Source organism: Amycolatopsis sp. cmx-11-32, from assembly GCF_047608695.1.
Lineage (GTDB): Bacteria > Actinomycetota > Actinomycetes > Mycobacteriales > Pseudonocardiaceae > Amycolatopsis.
In genome coordinates this window covers 276,307-293,203 of sequence record NZ_JADNQN010000004.1, presented here as the reverse complement: position 1 = coordinate 293,203, position 16,897 = coordinate 276,307, and the positions used below count along the sequence as shown (strand labels likewise).

Sequence of the window (16,897 nt, the reverse complement as noted above, 5' to 3'; positions counted from 1 at the left end):
AGAATCCGTGCTCAAGCGCGTGCTGGTGGTCCTGTTCGCGGCGATGGTCTTCACGCCGGCCGGACAGGCCACGGGCGCGGGCGACCTCATCGGTGGCAGAGAGGCCGACGAGCCGTATCCGTTCATCGCGTCACTGCATTCGGCCTCCGGTAAGGGTTTCTGCGCCGGCGCGCTGATCGCGGCGGACTGGCTGGTGACGGCGGGGCACTGCGTCGAGGGCAAGAACCCGGCGAACCTGAGCGCGCGGATCGGCAGCAACGACAACACCCAAGGCGGCGAGATCGCGAAACTCGCCGAAATCGTCGTGAATCCGTCCTACAACCCCGATCCCGAACACGCGGGCGGCGATCTCGCGCTGGTGCGGCTGGCCGCGCCGGTGACAGCGGCGCCGGTCCCGATCGGGGCCGTCGTGGCGCCGGGAACGCCGACGCGGCTGCTCGGCTGGGGCCAGACGTGCCCGAGTTCGGGCTGCGGCAAGGGTCCGGCGAAGCTGCGGCAACTGGACACGAAGATCGTCGAAGGCGTGCGTTGCACGGCGAAGTTCGACGGCGCCGTCGAGTTGTGCACCGACAATCCGGGCGGGAATTCGGGTTCGTGCTACGGCGATTCCGGCGGTCCCGAAGTCGCCAAGGTGGACGACAAGTGGGTGCTGCTGGGCGCGATCAGCCGTCCGGGTAACGCGGACCCGGTGTGCGCGACGTCGCCGTCGATCGCGACTTCGGTGGTGGCTTACGCGCAGTGGATCGCGGAGAAGACCGCTCCGCCCGCGCCCGCTCCGCCCGCTTAAAAGTTCCTAACACTCGCTACTCAGCGTTGCTGGAGTGACCAGGGAACAGATGCGCGTCCGGGTTCAGCATGACCGCGATGTTGTTGACCGCCGTCGCCGCTTCCCCGAACCCGGTCGCGATCAGCTTCACCTTCCCCGGATACGCCGTGACGTCGCCCGCCGCGTAGACCCGCTCGCGCGGGGTCGCCATGGTCGAGTCGACGGCGATCGCGCGGTGGTCGATCTGCAGTCCCCAGCTTTCGATCGGCCCGAGATCCGCGGTGAAACCGAGCGCGGCGACCACCGAATCGGCGGGCAGCACTTCCGCCGCCTCGCCTTTGACCTGGATCTCGACCTCCGCCAGCGCACCGTCGCGGTCGAAGAACCTGGTGACCTCGGCGTCGGTGACGATCCGCACGCCGAGTTCCCGCACCTGCCGCACGATCGACTCGGCCGCGCGGAACTTCGCGCGCCGGTGCACGAGGGTGACGCTCGCGGCGACCGGGTGCAGGGCGAGCACCCAGTCGAACGCCGAGTCCCCGCCACCGACGACGACCACGTGCTGGCCGGCGTGTGCCTGCAGAGCGGGCACGAAGTGGACCATGCCGCGGCCGAGCCAGCCGGCCCCGGCCGGCAGCGGACGCGGGGTGAATTCACCGATCCCGGCGGTGATCAGCACCGCCCCGGCGCGCAGGACCTGCCCGCCGTCGAGCGTGACGGTGACGCCGTCCTCGACGCTTTCGAGCTTCTCGGCCTTGCGCCCGAGCAGATACGCGGGCTTCCACGGCGCCGCCTGGTCGAGCAGGCCCCGCACCAGATCCCGGCCCCGGATCTCGGCGAACCCGCCGACGTCGTAGATCATCTTTTCGGGGTACATCGCGGTGACCTGACCGCCCGCCTCCGGCAGTGAATCCACGACGGCCATCGAAAGGCCGCGGAATCCCGCGTAATAGGCGGCGAAAAGACCCGTCGGACCTGCCCCGATGATGACGAGGTCGTACGACGTTTCCCCAGCGGACTCGCTCATTCGGCACTCTCCCGGCCGGTGGTGGGCGGCGTGATCGAGAACACATTCGATCCTAGCCCTCGCGTGCCGAAAGACACCGAGCGCACCAGCGGTCACTGCGCGAAACTTGAGGTATGGCTGAACAGGAATACCGGATCGAACACGACACCATGGGCGAGGTGCGCGTCCCCGTCGACGCCCTCTACCGCGCGCAGACGCAGCGCGCCGTCGAGAACTTCCCGATCTCCGGCCGGGGCCTGGAGCGCGCCCAGATCCGAGCGCTCGGCTTGCTGAAGGCCGCCGCCGCGCGGGTCAACGCGGAACTCGGCGTGCTGGACGCCGAGGTCGCCGATGCCATCGCGAAGGCCGCCGACGAGGTCGCCGATGGCAAGCACGACGCGCATTTCCCGATCGACGTGTTCCAGACCGGTTCCGGGACCTCGTCGAACATGAACGCCAACGAGGTCATCGCGACGCTCGCGTCGAAGGCACTGGGCCGCGACGTGCACCCGAACGACCACGTCAACGCCTCGCAGTCCTCGAACGACACCTTCCCGACGACGATCCACATCGCCGCGACGGAAGCAGTGCTCTCCGACGTGATCCCCGCCCTGGAATATCTGGCCGCCGCGATCACGAAGCGGGCGACGGAGTGGTCGGACATCGTGAAGTCCGGCCGCACGCATCTGATGGACGCCGTGCCGATCACCTTCGGTCAGGAGGCGGGCGCCTGGGCGTCGCAGGTCCGGTTCGGTGTCGAGCGGCTGAAATCCGGCCTGCCGCGGCTCGGCGAACTGCCGATCGGCGGTACCGCCGTCGGTTCCGGGCTGAACGCGCCCGAGAGCTTCGGCTCGGCCGTTTCGCAGGAACTGGCTTCGGTGACCGGCCTTCCGCTGACCGAGGCGCGCGACCACTTCGAGGCGCAGGCGACGCAGGACAGCGTCGTCGAGACTTCCGGTCATCTGCGCACGGTCGCCGTATCGCTCAACAAGATCGCGAACGACCTGCGCTGGCTGGGTTCCGGGCCGCGCGCCGGGCTCGCCGAACTGGCGCTGCCGGATCTGCAGCCGGGTTCGTCGATCATGCCGGGCAAGGTGAACCCGGTGATCCCGGAGGCGACGCTGCAGGTGGTCGCGCAGGTGATCGGGAACGACGCGGCGGTCGCTTTCGCCGGCGCGGCCGGCAACTTCCAGCTCAACGTGAACCTGCCGGTGATCGCGCGCAACGTGCTCGAATCGGCACGGCTGCTCGCGGCGGTCTCTCGGCTGCTGGCGGACAAGGTTTTCGCGGGCATGACGGTGAACACCGACCGCGCGCGGGAGTACGCCGAGGGTTCGCCGTCGATCGTGACTCCGCTCAACAAGTACATCGGTTACGAGGAGGCCGCCGCCGTCGCGAAGCAGGCCCTCAAGGAGGTGAAGACGATCCGGGAAGTCGTGATCGAACGCGGTCACGTCGCGAACGGCAAGCTCACCGAGGCCCAGCTGGACGAAGCGCTCGACGTGCTCCGGATGGCGCACGGAGGCCGCTAAGCACCGAGAGCGACCACAGCCGCGTGGAGCGGTGAGACGAGCGAAGCCGCCAACCCGCCCGAAGGCTGCGGCTCGGTGAACAGGTGTAGCCACGTCAGCACCGGACCGAGCAGCATCGCGTGCACGAGCGCCGGATCGGGGCGTCGCGAGAGTTCCCCTCTCGCGACGCCCCGATCCAGCATCAGGACCAGATAATCGCGCTCACGCCCGAGGAACACCTCGCCGAACCGCGCCTCCAGCACCGGATCCGCCCGGACGTCGGCGAGCAGTGACGGCAGCGCCTGCCGCAGTTCGGCACCGTCCAAAAAGGACTCGATCACTTCGAGGACCGCCGCCACGTCCCCCCGCAGCGAACCGGTGTCCTCCGGCGGCTCGAGATCCTCCGAGTGGATCACGGCGGCGAACACGAGTTCCGCCTTCGACCGCCACCGCCGGTACACCGCGGCCTTGCCGACCCCCGCCCGCGTCGCGACCGCGTCGATCGTGCAGCGCTGGTAACCGGTTTCGGTCAGCAGCGTCCGCACGGCCTCGCGGACCGCGTCGTCGATTCCCGCTTCCCTCGGCCTGCCTCGTGTCATGCGAACCAGTTTACGAGACTGACAGTTCCGTATATTGTCGGGGTATGGCCTGGACCAGAACCTCGCGCGAAATCCTGCCCGTCCGGCCGTCCGCGCTCTGGGCGGCGCTGGCCGACTTCACCCGGTGGCCCGGCTGGGATCCGGACCTCGATCGCGTCGACCTGCACGGCCCCGCCGAAGTGGGATCGACCGGTTTCCTCGTACCGAACGGATTCCGTGGCCGTGTGCACTCACGGGTCGCCGAGCCGTTCACCATCACGTCCTTGGTCCAGGACCGCGAGATCGCCCTTCGCCAGCCGATTCCCTTCGGCGCCATGGATCTCGTGCTGGGACTGTCCGCGGTCGACGGCGGGACCGAGTTCGTCCAGGAGGTCACCTTCGCCGGACCGCTGCGCACGGTCATGGTCGCGATCATCGGCGGCGACGTCGTGAAGCACTTCGGCGTCAAGTGCGCGCGGCTCACCGAACTCGCGGCGGCGCAAGCCGATCACGACGCCCGATGACACCAGGGCGACGCCGATCAGCTGGGGGAACCGGAAATCCTGCATTCCCAGCAGGAGCGAGACGGCGAGCCCGGAGACCGGCATGAGCCCGACCAGCACCCCGGCCCGGTCCGCGCCCAGCGCCGAAACCGCCGAGTACCAAAGAAGAAACGCGATGGCCGTGACGACGACCGTCAAGTAGCCGAGCGCGATCAGTTCACGCCCGTCCGGCCACGCCCAGGCTCCGGACGGGTCGGCGATGGTGCCGACCACCGCGCCGCCGGCGCCCGCGGCACAACAACTCCAGGTCGCGGTCGCCAGCGGCCCGAGCCTGTCGAGCACGCCGACGGCGAGCAGTGTGAACAGCGCTTCGCACACCATCGCCAACGCCGCGAGCACCAGCCCCTGCCAGCGCGCCGCACCGCCGCCGGACAGCACCGCGATCCCGAGTCCGGCGAGCACCGCCCCGGCCACCGGCGCCCGCGAAGGCCGTTTCCCCTTCGTCAGGGGGCCGGCGAGCGCGAGCACGAGCGGCGTGCCGCCGAGGAACGCGGCGACCAGACCGGGTTCGGCGTAGCGCTGCGCGAACAGCAGGCACGCCTGGAACCCGATCATCCCGGTCGCGGCGAGCGCGATCAGCGACGGCACGTCGCGCGGGCCGGGCAGCGGCAACGGACGTCGACCCAGGCGCGCCCACGCCAGCAGGAGCACTCCCGCCAGCGCGTAGCGCAGCGCCTGGCCGGTGAGCACCGGGTAGCCGTCGAGCATTCCCGTCACCGGCACGGACGCGCCGACGATCAGCACCCCCAGTACGCCGATCGCCACACTTCTTCGTTCGCTGTCCATGGCTCCACGATGTCGACCTTTTGGCCTTCGGCACAGGGCCAGATCGCGATAGATGAACAGGACCACAAGTACCTGGGTCTGGCAGGACCAGGCACGCGGGCGGGATCATCGGGATACTTGTCGACATGGGCGACACGGCCGAACTGGGCGACTTCCTCAAGGCACGCAGGGCCGCGCTGGATCCCGCCGACCTCGGCCTGCCGACGGGGTTCAACCAGCGCCGGGTCGCCGGGCTGCGACGCGAGGAGCTGGCGCAGCTGGCCGGGATCAGCGTCGACTACTACACGCGGCTCGAACAGGGCCGGGCACGCAACGTGTCCGACTCCATCCTCGATTCGCTGAGCCGGGCGCTGCGGTTGCACCGTGACGAGGAGACCTACCTGCGGAACCTGGCCGCGCCGAAACGCAAACGCGTCGCACGGCCTCGGGCGCGACGGGTCCGGCCGGAGCTGCGGACGATGCTGAACGCCATCCACTCCCCGGCGTTCGTCTTCGGCCGCTACCTGGACGTGCTGGCCTGGAATCCGCTCGGCTCCGCGCTGTCCTTCGACTTCGCCGCCTGCGCACCCGGCGAGCGCAACATCCCGAAGATGTTCTTCCTCGACGAGCACGCCCGCGAGTTGCACCCCGAGTGGGAGACGGTCGCGAAGGAGGTCGTCGCGAACCTGCGCGCCGAGAGCGGGAAGTACCCGGACGACCCGTATCTCGCGCGGCTGGTCGGCGAACTCTCGCTCGGCAGCGAGGAGTTCCGGAAGCTGTGGGCGAAGCACACCGTGCGCGAGAAGGCGCACGCGTGGAAGGTGATGATCAACCCGGTCGTGGGCGAACTCCGGTTGCGCTACGAGACGCTGCGGCTGCCCGACGACCCGGATCAGGCGCTGGTGATCTACACCCCCGAGCCCGGCTCCGACAGTGAACGCGCGCTCGGCCTGCTCGCCAGCTGGGTGGCGGATCCCGCGCACGCCTGAGGGCCCGGAACAGCACCTCCGGTCCCAGCCTTCCTTTCCCCAAGTACATGAAGGCCCCCGGCTTGGCATCGCTGGTGCCTGCAGGGGCCGAAGCTCTGTCGATCAAGCTCCGCAACCGGTGTGGGCAGCGACGAAGAGCCGCCTGACCTGCGAGACCACGACTTTGCCTGGACCTTGCGCTAGGCGCAAGGAAGGGGCCTTCATGTACTCACGCAGGTGACCAACGCCGTCAGCCACCCGGCTCCGCTTCGACGCGAAATTGTCGGTGCCCGGGGTCATGATGGACCCATGTTGCTCACCGCGGTGGTGACCGCGTCGGCCGAACTGGCCGCCACGAGGTCCAGGAAGGCGAAGATCGCCACCCTGGCCGCACTGCTGCGCGCCGCCGGGGAGCTGGAGCTTCCGGCGGTGGTCGCGTTCCTCACCGGGCAGCCGACGCAGGGCCGTATCGGCACCGGCTGGCGGACGCTGGCCGAACTGAACGCGGCTCCGGCCGCCGAGCCGTCGTTGTCCGTGGCCGAGGTCGACACGGCACTCGGCACGGTGGGGGCGGCGTCCGGTTCGGGATCGGTGAAGCTGCGCGCGGAGACGTTGCGGGCACTGTTGACCAAGATGACCAAGGCCGAGCAGGAGTTCCTGTTCCGGCTGCTCACCGGCGAGCTGCGGCAAGGCGCGCTCGAAGGGATCATGGTGGACGCCATCGCGGCGGCGTCCGAGATCCCGGCCGAGGACGTCCGGCGGGCGTTCATGCTGTCCGGGCAGCTGCCGGTGACGGGTCTGGCGGCGATGACCGGCGGCCGGGAACGGCTCGCGGAGTTCAAACTGGCGCTGGGCAGGCCGATCCGGCCGATGCTGGCCTCCCCGGCGGAATCGCTGGAGGAGGCGATCACCGAGCACGCCGGGGCACTGGTCGAGTACAAGATGGACGGAGCGCGGATCCAGGTCCACCGCGACGGCGACGAGGTGCACGTCTACACGCGGACACTGCGGGAGATCACCGGCAGCGTCGGCGAACTGGTGGAACTCGTGCGCTCACTGCCGTGCACCTCGGTGGTGCTCGACGGTGAAACGCTGGCGCTGACCGACGACGGCAGGCCGAGGCCGTTCCAGGAGACGATGAGCCGGTTCGGCAGCACCCGTGAGGAGCAGGTCAAGGCCCTGCTGTTGCGGCCGTACTTCTTCGACTGCCTGCATCTGGACGGCGTCGATCTGCTGGACGCGCCCCTGTCCGAACGGAACGCCGCCTTGCACGAGGTCGCCGTCGAGCACGTCATCCCGGGTGAGGTCGCACCCGTGTCGGCCGAGGGAGTGCTGGAAGCGGCGATGGCCGCCGGGCACGAAGGCGTGATGGTCAAGGATCTCGCGTCGCCGTACGCGGCGGGCCGCCGCGGGCGCGCGTGGCTCAAGGTGAAACCGGTGCACACGATCGACCTCGTCGTGCTCGCCGCGGAATGGGGACACGGCAGGCGCACCGGCACGCTGTCGAACCTGCATCTCGGCGCGCGCGACCCCGAGGGCGGACCGCCGATCATGGTCGGCAAGACGTTCAAGGGCATGACCGACGCATTGCTGGCCTGGCAGACGAAGACGTTCCAGGAGATCGAGACCCACCGCACGGACTGGGCGGTGCACGTCCGGCCGGAGATCGTCGTCGAAATCGAACTCGACGGAGCTCAGGTGAGCACGCGGTATCCGGGTGGCCTGGCGCTGCGCTTCGCCCGGGTCGTGCGCTACCGGCCAGACAAGGAGGCCGCCGATGCCGACACCATCGACACCGTGCGAGGCCTCCTCAAGCCCTGACCGCAATTAGTCCTCTAGTTGCGGTAGTTCGCGCTGCCAACTACCGCAACTAGAGGACGGAACGCGGCGGGGAGACGCCCCCGATCGAGTGGCGGCTTGCGGTGGTGACGGGACGTTCCCGGCCGGTCACCCATAAAGTAGGCGGAATGCAGGCTTCCAAGATCGCGCGTGCCTGGTTCGGGGCGACGGCGCTGGTGGTGATCGCCGGTCTCGCCGCGCAGATCCCGGTCTCGGCGGGCACCACGGGTGGCACCTTCCAGACCCCGGCCGGACGGGTGGCCAACCTGCTGGCCTTCTTCACCATCGACTCGAACATCCTGGTCGGCATCGGCTGCCTGCTGCTCGCGCTCGGCGTCGCGGGCCGGTCGCCCCTCTTCGGCGTCCTGCGGCTGACCGGCCTCGTCGGCATCACCGTGACCGGCGTCGTCTTCCAGGTCGCGCTCGCCGACCTCTACGAACTCCACGGCTGGGCCGTGTTCGCCGACACGATGCTGCACAAGGTGTCGCCGCTGATGTGCGTCGCGGGCTGGCTGCTGTTCGGGCCGCGCGGCCAGTTGTCGTGGCGGGTCCTGTCCTGGTCGCTGCTGTACCCGCTGGGCTGGCTCGCGGTCACGCTGGTGCGCGGCGCGCTCGTCGGGTTCTACCCGTACCCGTTCGTCGACCCTGGCATCAACGGCTACGGCGGAGTCGCCTTCAACTGCGTGCTGATCGGCGTGCTGTTCATCGGGCTCGCGGCGGCCGCGGTCGGTTTCGATCGCACCTTCGCCAGGCGCGATGAGCAGGACGAGAGTTTGGCTTGGGAGCAGAGCTCCTCCGTTGAGGGTGGCGGCGGGGGCGTGGATGGATCAGCCCCGGACGCGGCGGAAGGCGTTGAACGGATCCGCGACGCCGGCGCGTACTAGCGTCCGCATCGCGCCGAGCCGGCGGTCCACCGGTTTCCCGGCGGCCACCCGGTGCATCTGCTGGGTGTGCCACTGGATCTCGAGCAGGCTGTCCGCCAGTCGAATGCCCGTCTTCGGCGCTTTGCGCTCGGCTCGCACGTCCTCGCCGCGAAGCAGTCGTCCGGGCAGCGCCGGATCGACGATCAGCGGCCTGCCGAGACCGATGACGTCCAGCGCGCCGGAACGCAGCGCGTCCGCCATCCCCTCCGGGCTGGTGAAGTTACCGGTGACCATCAGCGCGACATCGGTGACCTGCCGCGCTTTCGCGGCGTAGTCGAGGAAGTAGGCCTCACGGCTGACCGTGCTCGCCTTACCGGAGCCCATCATGGCGGCCTTTTCGTAGGTGCCGCCGGAGACCTCCAGCAGGTCGATACCCGCTTCCCCCAGCTCACGGACGACTTCGAGCGATTCCTCCTCGCTGAAGCCGCCGCGCTGGAAGTCCGCGCTGTTGAGCTTGACCGCGATCGGCACGGCGTCTCCGACCTCGCCGCGTACGCGGGCGACCACTTCCAGCAGGAACCGGCGCCTTCGCGGGGCGTCACCGCCCCAGCCGTCGGTGCGCCGGTTGGTGAGCGGCGAAAGGAACTGCGACACGAGATAGCCGTGCGCGCCGTGGATCTGGACACCGGCGAACCCGGCGTCGACGACGGCGCGCGCGGCCACTCCGAACCGGTCGATGATCGCTTCGATCTCGTCGCCGGTGAGCGCTCGCGGCGTCGCGAACACCGAGCGGATACCGCGGTCGCCGAACGGCACCGCAGACGGCGCGACCGGCTGCCGGGACAAAAACCGCGGGCTCTGGCGCCCCGGGTGGTTGAGCTGGACCCACAACCGGGTCTCGGTCCCGTCTGCCGACCGGGCCCACGGCTTGAACTCGGTCGCGTCCGGCTGCCGGGGCACGGCGACGTTGCGAGGTTCGCCGAGCGCGGTGGGATCGACCATGACGTTGCCGGTGATCAGCGTCCCGGCACCACCTCGCGACCACGTCCGGTACAGCTCGGCCAGTTCGGCGGTCGGCCGGTTCCGGCGGTCGCCGAGCTGCTCGCTCAACGCGGCCTTGGCCAGCCGGTTCGGCAGGAGCGCGCCGCACCGCAGTTTCAGCGGTTCGGCCAGCAGTTCCTTGGGCTCGCTCATCGCGCTTCCTCCGCTGGTTACCTACCGATCAGTATTCTTACTCGAAGTAACATACTCGCGGTATGTCGAGTACTCAAGGTGCGCCGAGACCGAAAGGGTTGTCGATCACGTAGCGCCAGAGCCCGTCTTCGCCGCAGCGCGCGACGTCGGTGGCCGTCGCCGCGAGGTGCCCCTCGATCACCCAGTCGACGATCAACAACGCCAGGTCACCGGCCACGCGCACCTGCCGCGGCGTGACGGTGACGGGCTGCCCGAGCGCGAGGATCATGCCGTTCGCGGCCCGGCGTTCCGCACCGGTCACCTGCACGCCGTCACGACGGACGAACACGGCGCCCGGTTCGTAGATCGTGTCGAGGATTTCGGCGGATCCGGTGTTGAAGGCGGCCTGGAAGACGAAGGGATGCTCGGCGGGATCGGCGGTCAAGGGCACACTGGCGGAATGCGTCATGCGGACAGCGAAACCGACCGCGAAGCAGGTCACCAAACGGAAACCTTCGACGGCGAACTCGTCCCCGACGCCCGGGGCCGCACCCGGCGACCGGAACCGGACTGCCCCGTCGAGGTCGCGCTCGCCGCGATCTCGGGCCGCTGGACGACGTTGGTCCTCCGGGAGCTGATGAGCGGCGCCCGGTCCTTCAGCGACCTTCGCGCCGCGTTGCCCGACCTGTCCGCGAAGGTGCTAACAGAACGCCTCGGCGACCTGACCTCGCGACGCCTCGCCGTCCGGGAGGAACTGCCGGGCTTCCCGAGCCGGACCAGCTACCGGCTCACCCCGGCGGGGCGGGCACTGCGGCCGCTGCTGATCGAGCTGTACCGCTCCGGCTCGGCGCTACAAGCCCTGTCCCAGTAGACGAGGCGGAACCGGCTCGACGCGGATCCGCACCTTCACTTCTTCGGCCATCGCCCGCGCCCACTCCTGCAGCCCCGGGATGTCGATCCCGTGCGGCCTGTTCTCGCGGAACGGCTCGATGTTGTCCGCGCCACGCTCCAGCAGCGAGACCGCGCCGCTCCCGTTTCCCCTGGCCACATGAGTCAGACCGACGGCGAGTTGCGCGAGAGCGCGCCACAGCTCCCGCTCCGCCCCGTCGGTGGTTTTCCACGCGTCCTCGAACACCTCGTGCGCGTGGAACGGGCGACCCGCGTCGAGCAGTCGCTGAGCCTCGGCGATGGTGTCCTCGGGGGCCCGTTCGATGCCCTCGGGCTGCCGCTCGACACCGTCGGCGCCGTACGGGAGCGGCCTGCCGAGACCGTCACGAGGACGTGCGTTGCGGGCTCGTCCGGCTTCGTCACGATCCCGGTCGGTCATGCCGACATTGTTCCACGCGGGTATCCTGGGGACTCGTGCGCTTTCTCGACGGGCACCGGCCCGCTCACGACCTGACCTACGACGACGTGTTCCTCTTGCCGAACCGTTCGAACGTGGAGTCCCGCTTCGACGTCGACCTGTCCACCGTGGACGGCACCGGCGCGACGATCCCGATCGTGGTGGCCAATATGACGGCCGTCGCCGGCCGCCGGATGGCCGAGACGGTCGCCCGGCGCGGCGGGCTCGTCGTGCTGCCGCAGGATGTCGACACGGCCGCGGTCTCCGACATCGTCGCCTGGGTGAAGAGCCGCCACACCGTGTGGGACACCCCGCTCGTGCTGACCGGCGGTGACGCGGTCGCCGACGCGCTGAACCTGGTCGGCAAGCGTGCCCACGGCGCCGTCGTCGTGGTGGACGAAGACGGCAGGCCCGTCGGCATCGTCGGCGAAGCGGCCTGCGCCGGTGTCGACCGCTTCGCGCGGCTCGCCGACGTCGCGGAACCCGCACTCGTCACGGTCCCGTTGGACACCCCGCCGCGCGAGGTGTTCGAGCGCCTGCACGCCCACGGTGGCGGTCTCGCGCTCGGCATCGACGAAAACGGCAGGCTCGCCGGCGTCCTGACCGAGACCGCGGCGCTGCGCGCGGAGATCTACACCCCCGCCGTCGACGACGGTGGCAGCCTGCGCGTCGCCGCCGCGATCGGCGTGAACGGCCACGTCGCGGCGAAGGCCGAGGCCGTTCTGGCGGCGGGTGTCGACGTGCTGGTCGTCGACACCGCGCACGGTCACCAGGAGAAGATGATCTCCGCACTCAAGGCCGTCCGGTCGGTGAACCCGCGGGTCCCGGTGGTCGCCGGGAACGTGGTCACCGCGGAGGGCACACGCGACCTGATCCACGCGGGCGCGGACGTCGTCAAGGTCGGTGTCGGCCCCGGCGCCATGTGCACCACGCGGATGATGACCGGCGTCGGCCGCCCGCAGTTCTCCGCCGTCGCCGAATGCGCGGCCGCGGCCCGTGAACTGGGCAAGCACGTCTGGGCGGACGGCGGTGTGCGGCACCCGCGTGACGTCGCGCTCGCACTGGCCGCCGGCGCGTCTTCGGCGATGGTCGGCTCATGGTTCGCGGGTACGCACGAATCCCCCGGCGACCTGCGCTACGACGAGCAGGGCAAGCCGTACAAGGAGTCGTTCGGCATGGCGTCGAAGCGCGCCGTCGGCGCCCGCACGCGCACGGACAACGTCTTCGAACGCGCCAAGAAGGGCCTGTTCGAAGAGGGCATCTCGGCGTCGCGGATGGCGCTGGACCCGGCTCGCCCCGGTGTCGAGGACCTGCTCGACTCCATCGGCTCCGGTGTCCGCTCCGCCTGCACGTACGCGGGCGCGCGGACGCTGGAGGAGTTCCACGAGCGCGCGCTGCTCGGCATCCAGTCGGCCGCCGGATTCGCGGAAGGGCGCCCACTGCCGGCGGGCTGGTGATCCGAAGGCCCGGGGAGTCCCGCCAGGACTGTCCTAAAGGGACTCCCCGGCTCGGCTATCCGTGGTCCTCCAGCATCTCGGTGACCAGCGCCGCGATCGGCGAACGTTCGGAACGGGTCAGCGTTACGTGCGCGAACAGCGGGTGACCCTTGAGCTTCTCGATCACCGCCGAAACGCCGTCGTGCCGCCCGACCCGCAGGTTGTCGCGCTGCGCGACGTCATGGGTGAGCACGACCCGCGAAGCCGTGCCGAGTCGCGAAAGCACGGTCAAAAGCACGTTGCGCTCCAAGGACTGCGCCTCGTCGACGATGACGAACGTGTCGTGCAGCGACCGGCCGCGGATGTGGGTCAGCGGGAGCACCTCGAGCATGCCGCGGTCGAAGACCTCGTCGAGGACGTCCTGACTGACCAGCCCGCCGAGGGTGTCGAACACCGCCTGCGCCCACGGCTGCATCTTCTCGCTCTCGGAACCGGGCAGGTAGCCCAGTTCCTGGCCGCCGACCGCGTACACCGGCCGGAACACCACGACCTTGCGGTGCTGGCGGCGTTCCATCACCGACTCCAGCCCCGCGCAGAGCGCGAGCGCCGACTTACCGGTACCGGCGCGTCCGCCCAGCGAGACGATGCCGACGTCGGAGTCGAGCAGGAGATCCAGCGCCACCCGCTGTTCGGCCGAGCGGCCGTGCAGGCCGAACGCCTCCTTGTCACCCCGCACGAGCCGGATCCGCTTGTCCGCGGTGACCCGGCCCAGCGCGCTCGAACTGCCAGCGAGCAGCCTCAGACCGGTGTGGCAGGGCAGCTCACCGACCTCGGGCATCCCGAACTCCGCCGGATCGACGGAAGACCCGCTGAACAGCGCGTCGACCAGGGTCTGCGGGACGTCCACATCCGCCATTCCCGTCCAGCCCGAGGGCGTCACCTCCTGCGCGCGGTACTCGTCGGCCTCGAGGCCGACGGCGCCCGCTTTGACACGCAGGGGGATGTCCTTGGTCACCAGCGTGACCGACGCGCGTTCCGCCGCCAGGTTAAGCGCGCAGGCGAGGATGCGGTGGTCGTTGGAGTCGGTGCGGAAACCGGCCGGGAGCACCGTGGGGTCCGAGTGGTTCAACTCCACCTGCAGGGTGCCGCCGTGCTCACCGATCGGGATCGGCGCGTCGAGCCTCCCGTGCTGACGACGCAGGTCGTCGAGCATACGAAGCGCTTCGCGCGCGAACCAGCCCAGTTCGGGATGGTGGCGTTTCGCCTCCAGTTCACTGATGACGACCAGCGGGAGCACGACCGCGTGTTCGGCGAACCGGGTCACCGACCAGGGGTCGGAGAGCAGGACCGACGTGTCGAGCACGTAAGTGGACCGCTGGGATTCGGGCGAGATCGAGGCTTTCTCCGGGCCAGGGGCACCGGTCGAAGAACGGCCAGAGGCCTTGCGGGGTGAACGCTGCGCAGTCACGACGGCATCTCCCTCGTGGGCGTGGCACCACGCCCGCACTCGCTGGGCCGGGCACTTCCCTGGCCAACCGCTCCTTCCGACGCTTTCCGCGTCAGACGGCGCGGCCACGAGGGCCGGGTGCCGGCCCCCTCGCGCATCCACTGGGCGGCTGTGCCGCCCTGTCGACAACTGCCACGACCAGGGCCTCCCGTGAGAGTCCGCATGGGACGCGAACCCTCACTTCCGGAAGGTACCGGCGTCCGGGCGATCGCGCAGGCAGCCACCACGGTGATTCGCCAAACCGTCATCTCACTGTCGGTCGCACGACATCAACGCTTCGTCACCATCACGGTAGGTAGTAATGATCACCCTTCGGGGACGCCCGTCGACGTGACCCGGATGGATCAACGCGACAGAGGGCGTTCGCCTGATCGAACTCGGGGTTTTACCACGTTCGACAGCGGAGCGCGCTTTGTGACCGAGATAAAGAACCGTACCGAGTGAAGAGGGTCATTTCGCGCTCACACAATGGGCGTACGAGACGGTCACAAGTTCTGGATAGCGAGTAATTTGCTCACCGCGGGACACCCCCACCGGATTTTGGTGCCCCCGAACCTGAATAATCTCCACCAAGGAGTGTGCGAAGTGCTGAAGGAGGCTGGTTTCGTTTTCCGCCGTCGCCGCGGGCGTCATGACGGTCGGCGGGACCGCGTTCGCCGCCACTGGTGACACCACCGGTACGTTCGGCGACGCGTATGCGACGTTCATCGAGGGCGGTGGCGCACTGGGCTATGGCGCCGCTTCGCTGGTCGCAGGTGCCTACACGGGCATTGCTACCACACCAGCGTCGATCCGTCACTCGCTGGAGCACCACAACCACTGATCTTCAGCGTGGACACCGAAGGCCCCGGAGTGCGCACTCCGGGGCCTTCGTCTGTTCGGGTCAGGAACCGAAGCGCCGGTGCCGCCAGGCGTAATCACGCATCGCGCGGAGAAAATCGACCCGGCGGAACGCGGGCCAATACGCTTCGGTGAACCAGAATTCCGAATGCGCCGATTGCCAGAGCAGAAAACCGGAAAGCCGCTGCTCACCCGAGGTACGGATAATCAGATCCGGATCCGGCTGGCCCGAGGTGTACATATGTTCGGAAATGTGGTCGACGTCCAGGATCTTCGCGAGCTCGCGGATCGAGGTGCCCTCGTCGGCGTGCTGGAGCAGGAGTTTGCGGACCGCGTCGGCGATCTCCTGACGCCCTCCGTAACCGACCGCGATGTTGACCTCCATCCCGGAGCGCCCTTCGGTGCGTTCCGCGGCCGCGCTGAGGGCCTTCGCGACCTCAGGGGGCAGTAGGTCAAGGGCTCCCACGATGCGGAGCCGCCAGGGCGTGTGCGGCGCGGCGAGCTCGTCGGTGACGTCGGTGATGATCTTCAGCAGCGGGCTCAGTTCCTCGACCGCGCGGCCGAGGTTGTCGGTCGAGAGCAGCCACATGGTGACGACCTCGACGTCGGCCTCGTTGCACCAGCTCAGGAAGTCGGCGATCTTCTTGGCGCCGGCACGATGGCCGTCGGCGACGTCGGTGAAGCCCGCTTCGCGCGCCCAGCGGCGATTGCCGTCCAGCATGATGGCGATGTGGCGTGGATGACGCCCCTTGGCCTGCTGGATCAGGCGCCTGCCGTAGGCGCTGTACACGACGTCTGACAAGAAGGACCGAAGACTCACGCCAGTGGAGGGTAGTCACCCCGCGAGCCTCAGTGGGACGCGCCACGGACACTGGAAAAAAACCTATGGTGCCGTAGCCTGAAACAGTGCGCGTAGAGACCGAACCCGAGCCGTCCGGCCCCACGCCCTTGGTGGACACCCGTCCTCGTCTGCGGGGACATCTTCACTTCTGGTCCTTCTTCGGCGCTGTCGCCGGAGCCGCGGCCCTCATCAGTCTCGCGGCGTCCACTGTGTCGCCTTTGGCCACTTTGGCCACGTCGATCTACGGCCTGACCGTGCTCGGCCTCTTCGGCGTCAGCGCGCTCTACCACCGTCGCTTCTGGAGCCCACGAGCATACGAATGGATGAAGCGCGCCGACCATTCGATGATCTTCCTGTTCATCGCCGGCACTTACACGCCGTTCACCCTTCTGGCGATGTCCCAGCCGACCGGGTACATCGTGCTGGCGATCGTATGGGGCGGCGCGCTCGGCGGCGTCACCCTGAAGATGCTGTGGCCGAACGCGCCACGGTGGCTGGGCGTGCCGATCTACATCGCACTCGGCTGGGTCGCCGTCTTCGTCCTGCCCGAACTGGGCGCGCACGCCGGCGTCCCCGCGCTCGTACTGCTCTGCGTCGGCGGGCTGTTCTACACCTTGGGCGCGGTGTTCTACGCGGTGAAGTGGCCGAACCACTTCCCGGATACGTTCGGGTACCACGAATACTTCCACGCCTGCACCGTGCTGGCGGCTGTTTCGCACTATATCGCGATCTGGCTGGCGATGTACGCCTAGCCGCAGGTCAGCCGGTCACGTAGCTGATCGTCGTCACTTGAGCTGATCAGCTGAACCACTTCCGAGTTGCCGTTGTGGTTCGGAGCGTTCAGCAGCCGCAATCGCCAATCTTCCGCGTACTCCCGCGGTCCCGAGCGGCGCTTT

General features: G+C 69.0%; 18 protein-coding genes and 1 pseudogene. 11 read left to right on the top strand and 8 right to left on the bottom strand.

What is annotated here, in order from left to right; translation table 11 throughout:
- Positions 1-7: 7 nt before the first annotated feature.
- Positions 8-787 carry a S1 family peptidase gene (locus ACM6LR_RS13865; protein ID WP_414939538.1) on the top strand — a complete coding sequence of 260 codons (780 nt, stop codon included), beginning with the start codon at positions 8-10 and terminating at the stop codon, positions 785-787.
- Positions 788-803: 16 nt separating this feature from the next.
- On the opposite strand, the gene ACM6LR_RS13860 is transcribed toward ACM6LR_RS13865, so the two are convergent.
- Positions 804-1,793 (bottom strand): NAD(P)/FAD-dependent oxidoreductase, encoded by a 990-nt coding sequence (locus ACM6LR_RS13860; protein WP_414943921.1) that lies wholly within the window; start codon positions 1,791-1,793, stop codon positions 804-806.
- A gap of 113 nt (positions 1,794-1,906) precedes the next feature.
- Between ACM6LR_RS13860 and ACM6LR_RS13855 the strand changes: the two genes are divergently transcribed.
- The gene (locus ACM6LR_RS13855) at positions 1,907-3,304 is read left to right on the top strand and encodes a class II fumarate hydratase (protein WP_414943920.1); all 1,398 of its coding nucleotides are present in this window, start codon (positions 1,907-1,909) and stop codon (positions 3,302-3,304) included.
- Here the strand turns inward: ACM6LR_RS13855 and ACM6LR_RS13850 are convergent.
- On the bottom strand, positions 3,301-3,882 hold the full coding sequence (locus ACM6LR_RS13850) for a TetR/AcrR family transcriptional regulator (protein WP_414943919.1): 582 nt from the start codon (positions 3,880-3,882) through the stop codon (positions 3,301-3,303). The two genes, ACM6LR_RS13855 and ACM6LR_RS13850, sit on opposite strands and share 4 nt — an antisense overlap.
- 44 nt (positions 3,883-3,926) lie before the next feature.
- On the opposite strand from ACM6LR_RS13850, the gene ACM6LR_RS13845 reads away from it, so the two are divergent.
- Positions 3,927-4,385: an SRPBCC family protein gene (locus tag ACM6LR_RS13845; protein WP_414939542.1), complete on the top strand. Its 459-nt coding sequence runs from the start codon at positions 3,927-3,929 to the stop codon at positions 4,383-4,385.
- On the opposite strand, the pseudogene ACM6LR_RS13840 reads toward ACM6LR_RS13845, so the two are convergent.
- A pseudogene (locus ACM6LR_RS13840) lies at positions 4,380-5,210 on the bottom strand (DMT family transporter); the annotation flags it as partial. The gene ACM6LR_RS13845 and the pseudogene ACM6LR_RS13840 sit on opposite strands and share 6 nt — an antisense overlap.
- A 125-nt stretch (positions 5,211-5,335) precedes the next feature.
- Here ACM6LR_RS13840 and ACM6LR_RS13835 point away from each other — a divergent pair.
- The 3 genes from ACM6LR_RS13835 to ACM6LR_RS13825 all read left to right on the top strand — a co-directional run bounded on the left by ACM6LR_RS13835 (position 5,336) and on the right by ACM6LR_RS13825 (position 8,880).
- On the top strand, positions 5,336-6,178 hold the full coding sequence (locus tag ACM6LR_RS13835; RefSeq protein WP_414943918.1) for a helix-turn-helix transcriptional regulator: 843 nt from the start codon (positions 5,336-5,338) through the stop codon (positions 6,176-6,178).
- Positions 6,179-6,466: 288 nt separating this feature from the next.
- Entirely contained in the window at positions 6,467-7,978 is a 1,512-nt protein-coding gene (locus tag ACM6LR_RS13830) for an ATP-dependent DNA ligase (protein ID WP_414939544.1), read from the top strand.
- A gap of 146 nt (positions 7,979-8,124) precedes the next feature.
- The gene (locus ACM6LR_RS13825) at positions 8,125-8,880 is read left to right on the top strand and encodes a Pr6Pr family membrane protein (RefSeq protein WP_414943917.1); all 756 of its coding nucleotides are present in this window, start codon (positions 8,125-8,127) and stop codon (positions 8,878-8,880) included.
- On the opposite strand, the gene ACM6LR_RS13820 is transcribed toward ACM6LR_RS13825, so the two are convergent.
- Positions 8,824-10,053: an NADH:flavin oxidoreductase/NADH oxidase family protein gene (locus tag ACM6LR_RS13820; RefSeq protein WP_414943916.1), complete on the bottom strand. Its 1,230-nt coding sequence runs from the start codon at positions 10,051-10,053 to the stop codon at positions 8,824-8,826. The genes ACM6LR_RS13825 and ACM6LR_RS13820 overlap by 57 nt on opposite strands.
- 73 nt (positions 10,054-10,126) lie before the next feature.
- A complete protein-coding gene (locus ACM6LR_RS13815; protein WP_414939896.1) occupies positions 10,127-10,501 on the bottom strand; it encodes a YybH family protein in 375 nt (124 codons plus the stop codon).
- Between ACM6LR_RS13815 and ACM6LR_RS13810 the strand changes: the two genes are divergently transcribed.
- Complete coding sequence (locus ACM6LR_RS13810) at positions 10,493-10,903, top strand: winged helix-turn-helix transcriptional regulator (protein WP_414939895.1); 411 nt, start codon at positions 10,493-10,495, stop codon at positions 10,901-10,903. The two genes, ACM6LR_RS13815 and ACM6LR_RS13810, sit on opposite strands and share 9 nt — an antisense overlap.
- On the opposite strand, the gene ACM6LR_RS13805 is transcribed toward ACM6LR_RS13810, so the two are convergent.
- Positions 10,883-11,359, bottom strand: a complete 477-nt coding sequence (locus ACM6LR_RS13805; protein ID WP_414939894.1) for a DUF309 domain-containing protein — start codon at positions 11,357-11,359, stop codon at positions 10,883-10,885. The genes ACM6LR_RS13810 and ACM6LR_RS13805 overlap by 21 nt on opposite strands.
- Before the next feature lie 35 nt (positions 11,360-11,394).
- Between ACM6LR_RS13805 and ACM6LR_RS13800 the strand changes: the two genes are divergently transcribed.
- Positions 11,395-12,834, top strand: coding sequence for a GuaB1 family IMP dehydrogenase-related protein (locus ACM6LR_RS13800; RefSeq protein WP_414943915.1), 1,440 nt, complete (start codon positions 11,395-11,397; stop codon positions 12,832-12,834).
- 55 nt (positions 12,835-12,889) lie between these two features.
- On the opposite strand, the gene ACM6LR_RS13795 is transcribed toward ACM6LR_RS13800, so the two are convergent.
- Positions 12,890-14,176: a PhoH family protein gene (locus tag ACM6LR_RS13795; protein ID WP_414944031.1), complete on the bottom strand. Its 1,287-nt coding sequence runs from the start codon at positions 14,174-14,176 to the stop codon at positions 12,890-12,892.
- Between the two features lie 306 nt (positions 14,177-14,482).
- Here ACM6LR_RS13795 and ACM6LR_RS13790 point away from each other — a divergent pair, with 306 nt between their 5' ends.
- On the top strand, positions 14,483-14,764 hold the full coding sequence (locus tag ACM6LR_RS13790; RefSeq protein ID WP_414939892.1) for a hypothetical protein: 282 nt from the start codon (positions 14,483-14,485) through the stop codon (positions 14,762-14,764).
- A gap of 187 nt (positions 14,765-14,951) precedes the next feature.
- The gene (locus ACM6LR_RS13785) at positions 14,952-15,143 is read left to right on the top strand and encodes a hypothetical protein (RefSeq protein ID WP_414939891.1); all 192 of its coding nucleotides are present in this window, start codon (positions 14,952-14,954) and stop codon (positions 15,141-15,143) included.
- 60 nt (positions 15,144-15,203) lie between these two features.
- Here the strand turns inward: ACM6LR_RS13785 and ACM6LR_RS13780 are convergent, their stop codons facing one another.
- Positions 15,204-15,980 carry an isoprenyl transferase gene (locus tag ACM6LR_RS13780; RefSeq protein ID WP_414939890.1) on the bottom strand — a complete coding sequence of 259 codons (777 nt, stop codon included), beginning with the start codon at positions 15,978-15,980 and terminating at the stop codon, positions 15,204-15,206.
- 131 nt (positions 15,981-16,111) lie between these two features.
- Between ACM6LR_RS13780 and trhA the strand changes: the two genes are divergently transcribed.
- Positions 16,112-16,753 carry a PAQR family membrane homeostasis protein TrhA gene (gene trhA, locus ACM6LR_RS13775; protein ID WP_414939914.1) on the top strand — a complete coding sequence of 214 codons (642 nt, stop codon included), beginning with the start codon at positions 16,112-16,114 and terminating at the stop codon, positions 16,751-16,753.
- The last annotated feature ends 144 nt before the right edge of the window (positions 16,754-16,897 follow it).

What these genes read in the sequence shown, in the direction of transcription:
- ACM6LR_RS13860 (WP_414943921.1), bottom strand. Translation starts at nt 1,793, where the DNA reads ATGAGCGAGTCCGCTGGGGAAACGTCGTACGACCTCGTCATCATCGGG.
- ACM6LR_RS13855 (WP_414943920.1), top strand. Translation starts at nt 1,907, where the DNA reads ATGGCTGAACAGGAATACCGGATCGAACACGACACCATGGGCGAGGTG.
- ACM6LR_RS13815 (WP_414939896.1), bottom strand. Translation starts at nt 10,501, where the DNA reads ATGACGCATTCCGCCAGTGTGCCCTTGACCGCCGATCCCGCCGAGCAT.
- ACM6LR_RS13845 (WP_414939542.1), top strand. Translation starts at nt 3,927, where the DNA reads ATGGCCTGGACCAGAACCTCGCGCGAAATCCTGCCCGTCCGGCCGTCC.
- ACM6LR_RS13790 (WP_414939892.1), top strand. Translation starts at nt 14,483, where the DNA reads ATGGGACGCGAACCCTCACTTCCGGAAGGTACCGGCGTCCGGGCGATC.
- ACM6LR_RS13785 (WP_414939891.1), top strand. Translation starts at nt 14,952, where the DNA reads ATGACGGTCGGCGGGACCGCGTTCGCCGCCACTGGTGACACCACCGGT.
- ACM6LR_RS13825 (WP_414943917.1), top strand. Translation starts at nt 8,125, where the DNA reads ATGCAGGCTTCCAAGATCGCGCGTGCCTGGTTCGGGGCGACGGCGCTG.
- ACM6LR_RS13820 (WP_414943916.1), bottom strand. Translation starts at nt 10,053, where the DNA reads ATGAGCGAGCCCAAGGAACTGCTGGCCGAACCGCTGAAACTGCGGTGC.
- ACM6LR_RS13805 (WP_414939894.1), bottom strand. Translation starts at nt 11,359, where the DNA reads ATGACCGACCGGGATCGTGACGAAGCCGGACGAGCCCGCAACGCACGT.
- ACM6LR_RS13850 (WP_414943919.1), bottom strand. Translation starts at nt 3,882, where the DNA reads ATGACACGAGGCAGGCCGAGGGAAGCGGGAATCGACGACGCGGTCCGC.
- ACM6LR_RS13810 (WP_414939895.1), top strand. Translation starts at nt 10,493, where the DNA reads ATGCGTCATGCGGACAGCGAAACCGACCGCGAAGCAGGTCACCAAACG.
- ACM6LR_RS13835 (WP_414943918.1), top strand. Translation starts at nt 5,336, where the DNA reads ATGGGCGACACGGCCGAACTGGGCGACTTCCTCAAGGCACGCAGGGCC.
- ACM6LR_RS13830 (WP_414939544.1), top strand. Translation starts at nt 6,467, where the DNA reads ATGTTGCTCACCGCGGTGGTGACCGCGTCGGCCGAACTGGCCGCCACG.